We start from the raw sequence: 4,295 nt of genomic DNA, 5'->3' as shown, positions 1-4,295 counted from the left end.
CGGCTGCTCCAACTATCCCGAATGCCGCTACACCCGCCCGCTGGTGGCGCCGGGGTCCGAGGCCGAGGGTGCGGCCGGCTTCAATGAGGGCCAGCGCGAACTGGGCGTGGACCCGGCCACCGGCAAGGCCATCAGCCTGCGGCGCGGGCCCTACGGCCTGTATGTCCAGCTCGGCGAGGAAACGCTGGATGAGAAGGGCAAGAAGGTGAAGCCGCGCCGGGCCAGCCTCGCCAAGGGGATGGACCCGGAAGGGCTGACGCTGGAACGCGCCCTGGCGCTGCTGTCGCTGCCGCGCATCGTCGGCGTGCATCCGGAGACGGCGGAGGAGATCACCGCCGCCATCGGGCGCTTCGGCCCCTACGTGAAGATGGGCCAATTGTTCAAGTCGCTGGACCCGGATGACGATGTGCTGGTCATCGGCCTGAACCGCGCCATGGCGCTGCTGGCCGATGTGAAGCCGCGCGGCCGGGCGCTCGGGGATCATCCCAGCGGCGGCAATGTCGATGTGCGGCGTGGGCGCTTCGGGCCTTTCGTCATGCATGGCAGCCGCGTTGCCTCCATGCCGAAGACGATGGATTTCGACACGGTGACGCTGGAGGAGGCGGTGAAGCTGCTGGCCGAGAAGGGCAAGGAGCTGCCGCCGCTGACCAAGGGCAAGAAGGGCGCCAAGAAGGCCCCGGCGAAGAAGGCCGCGGTCAAGACGGAGGGCGATTCGGAAGCTCCGAAGAAGGCGCCGGCGAAAAAGGCTGCGCCGAAGAAGGCGCCTGCCAAGAAGGCCCCGGCCAAGCCCAAGGCCGCCGCGGCGACCAAGCCAAAGGCTGCGCCGGCGGCGAAGAAGCCGGCCGCGCGGAAGGCCAGCTAGGATGGTGCGGCGCGGTCACCCCGCAAAGGGCCACGCCGCGCGCAAGGGCCCGGCGGGGAAATCCGCCGGCAAGACGCCGCGCCGCCACACCGGCATCCCGGAGGGGGCACCCTCGGCGCTGCCAACCCTGGTGCAGCTGCGCGAATTCCTCCGCACCGCCCCGGGCCGCGTCGGCAAGACCGAGATCGCCCGGCACTTCGGCCTCTCCACCGACCAGCGCCCGGCGCTGCGCGAGTTGCTGCGCGGCTTGAAGGATAGCGGCCAGGCCACGCCGGTCGGCCGCAAGGGCGTCGCCGCGCCGGAACGCCTGCCGGAGATGCTGCCGGTGGAGGTGGTCGGCACCGACCCGGATGGCGACCCGATCGCGCGGCCCATCACCTGGGACCGCGACGGCGGCCCGCCGCCGGTCATCTTCATGCAGCGCGAGGCCAAGGGCCAGGCGGCGCTGGCGCCTGGCGAGCGGGTGCTGGCGCGGCTGAAATTCATCGGCGGCAACAAGTACGAAGGCCGCACCTTCAAGCGCATCGCGCGGGAGACCCCGGCCCGCATCCTCGGCGTTTTTGAGGAAGGCCGCATCATCCCGACCGATCGCCGCCAGCGCGCCGATTGGCACGTGGTGGAGCTGAATGGCGCGAAGCCCGGCGACATCGTCCTGGCCGAGCCGATGCCGAGCCACCACAGCCTCGGCCCGCGCCCGGCGCGGATCGTCGAGGTGCTGGGGCGGATGGGCGAGGCGCGCTCCGTCTCCCTGATCTGCATCCACGCCCATGGCATCCCAGACGTCTTCCCGGCCGAGGCGGTGGAGGAGGCGGAGGCCGCGCGCGGCGTCACCAAACGGGGGCGCGAGGATCTGCGCGACATCCCGCTGGTCACCATCGATGGCGAGGATGCCCGCGACTTTGACGATGCCGTATGGGCGGAACCGGACGGGGAGGGTTGGCGCTGCCTGGTCGCGATCGCCGATGTCGCGCATTACGTGACGCCGGACAGCGCGCTGGACCGGGAAGCCTGGGCGCGCGGCAATTCGGTGTATTTCCCCGACCGCGTCGTGCCGATGCTGCCGGAGGCGCTTTCGAATGGCTGGTGCAGCCTGCGCCCGGACGAGCCGCGCGGCTGCCTGTTCGTAGAGATGCGCTTCGACCGCGCGGGGCGGAAGCTCTCGCACCACTTCGGCCGCGGCATCATGCGCTCCGCAGCCCGCCTCACCTATGAACAGGTGCAGGCGGCGAAGGATGGGGGAACGCTGCCGGAAGGCGTGCCGGCCGATCTGCTCGGCCACCTCTACGGCGCCTTCGAAGCCCTGCTGGCCGACCGCGCCCGGCGCGGCACGCTGGAGCTGGACGTGCCGGAACGCCGCGTGCTGCTGGATGCGGAAGGCAAGGTGGAGGCGGTGGTGCCGCGCCCGCGACTCGATTCGCACCGGCTGATCGAGGAGTTCATGGTCGCCGCCAATGTCTGCGCGGCGGAGGAGCTGGAGCGGCTGAGCCAGCCCTGCATGTATCGCATCCATGACCGGCCCTCCGACGCGAAGCTGGAGGGGCTGCGGCAATTCCTCGAATCGCTCGGCCTGAAGCTGCCGGCGCGCGACCGCATCCACCCGCGCGATTTCTCCGGCATCCTGGCCGCGGTGAAGGACAAGCCGGAAGACCGCCTGGTGAATGAGGCGGTGCTGCGCGGCCAGTCCCAGGCCGAATACTCGCCCGACAATATCGGTCATTTCGGCCTGGCGCTGGCGCGCTACGCGCATTTCACCAGCCCGATTCGCCGCTACGCGGACCTGCTGGTGCACCGCGCGCTGATCGCCGGCCTTCAACTGGGCAAGAACGGCCTGGCCCCGGCTGAGGCGGCACGGTTTCCGGATACCGCGGAACACATCACGCAGACTGAAAGACGGGCCGCGATGGCGGAACGTGACGCCATCGATCGGTATCTTGCTGCTTTCATGGCAACACGTGTCGGAGAAGTTTTCGAAGCGCGGATTTCCGGGGTGACACGCTTCGGCCTGTTCGTCACCGTGCAGGAGAACGGCGCCAGCGGGATTGTTCCGCTCGCGACCTTGCCGGACGACAGATGGCAGTTGGACGAGGCCGGGCATGCGATGTCCGGCCGCAATACGGGGCTGACCTTCTCTCTCGGCCAGGCGGTCGAGGTGAGGCTGTCGGAAGCTGTGCCGCGAACCGGGGGCATGGTGTTTTCCCTGATGCAGGGCGATCCGCGGGGCACATCCCGCGGCAGGCGGGACGCTGGCGCCGGGCCGCGGGCGAAATTCTCCGGCAAGGCTTCGCGCAGGCGCTGATCCTGCTGCTGCTACCCGTATGGGGGGCCGCGGCGCAGGACCAGGCCGCGCGGCGCGGCGGCGCCTTCGAGAGTGTGCTGACGCGCAGCCACAGCCTGATCCTGGAACGTCATCTGGAGGCAGCCAGCCCGGTCGATCTGGTGCTGTGGTCGCTGCGTGGCCTGGCGGTGCTGGATACGCGCTTCAATGCGGAACTGCGGGGCGATGGCATCCTGCTGCTCGGTGAGGATCGCGTGCTGGCCACCGGGCCGCTCGCACCCCTGACCCGGCCTGGAACCGCCTCCGAACGGGGTACCGCCGTCGCCATGACGCTGGAGGGCTTCTACGACGCCGCCTGGCGTGCCTCCCCGCAATTGCGGCAGGCGGGGGCGGAGCGGATGCTGGCCTCGGGCTTCGAGGAATTGTTCAACCACCTCGACCCCTACAGCCGCTACATGACGGCGGAGGAGGCGCGGGCGGCGCGGGAACGTCGCGTCGGGCAATCCGGCCTTGGTCTTCGCGTCGCGGTGGAGCGCGGGGCGCTGGTGATCGATGCGCTGACGCGGGACGGGCCGGCGGCGCTGGCCGGCATCCGCACCGGGGACCGGCTGCTCGCGGTGGATGGCAGGGCACTCGGCCCACGCGACCCCGGGCTGGCGGCGCGGCTGCTGGAAGGGCCGGAGGGCAGCGAGGTGACGCTGACCGTGCTGCGCGCCGGCCGCCGCCGCAATTTCACCCTGCTGCGCGAAATGGTGGTGCCGGAGACGGTGCTGGTGGAGCGCGGCAACGACATCCTGTTCGTGCGCCTAACCGGGTTTTCCGCCGTCACGGATCGCCGCCTGACCCAGGTGCTGCGCGACAGCTTCGCGGAGGGTGTGCCGCGCGGCGTGGTGCTGGATTTGCGCGGCAATCGCGGCGGGCTGCTGAGCCAGGCCGTGGCCGTGGCCGATGCCTTCCTGACCGATGGCGAGGTGATGCGAACGGAGGGACGCCACCCGGACGCCAATCGCCGCTACCTGGCGGGCGGGCAGGATCTGGCGGCGGGGCTGCCGGTGGTGGTGCTGGTGGATGGCCGCACCGCATCCTCGGCCGAGATCGTCGCCGCGGCGCTGGCCGAACGCGGGCGGGCGGTGGTGGTGGGCAGCGCCACCATGGGCA

At 70.8% G+C, this 4,295-nt stretch carries 3 protein-coding genes; all 3 read left to right on the top strand.

Features of this window, described 5'->3' with window-relative positions; translation table 11 throughout:
- A partial coding sequence (locus Q8S40_RS25040) for a topoisomerase C-terminal repeat-containing protein (protein ID WP_305672592.1) occupies positions 1-862 on the top strand: 862 nt, incomplete at its 5' end.
- A gap of 1 nt (position 863) precedes the next feature.
- On the top strand, positions 864-3,158 hold the full coding sequence (rnr, locus tag Q8S40_RS25035; protein WP_305672591.1) for a ribonuclease R: 2,295 nt from the start codon (positions 864-866) through the stop codon (positions 3,156-3,158).
- Between the two features lie 74 nt (positions 3,159-3,232).
- The coding region (locus tag Q8S40_RS25030; protein WP_305672590.1) for a S41 family peptidase at positions 3,233-4,295 on the top strand (1,063 nt) is incomplete at its 3' end.

It is taken from the genome of Falsiroseomonas sp., assembly GCF_030695085.1.
Taxonomy (GTDB): domain Bacteria; phylum Pseudomonadota; class Alphaproteobacteria; order Acetobacterales; family Acetobacteraceae; genus Falsiroseomonas.
Note: the sequence above shows the minus strand (reverse complement) of the source record. Positions and strands in the feature narration are given on the sequence as shown.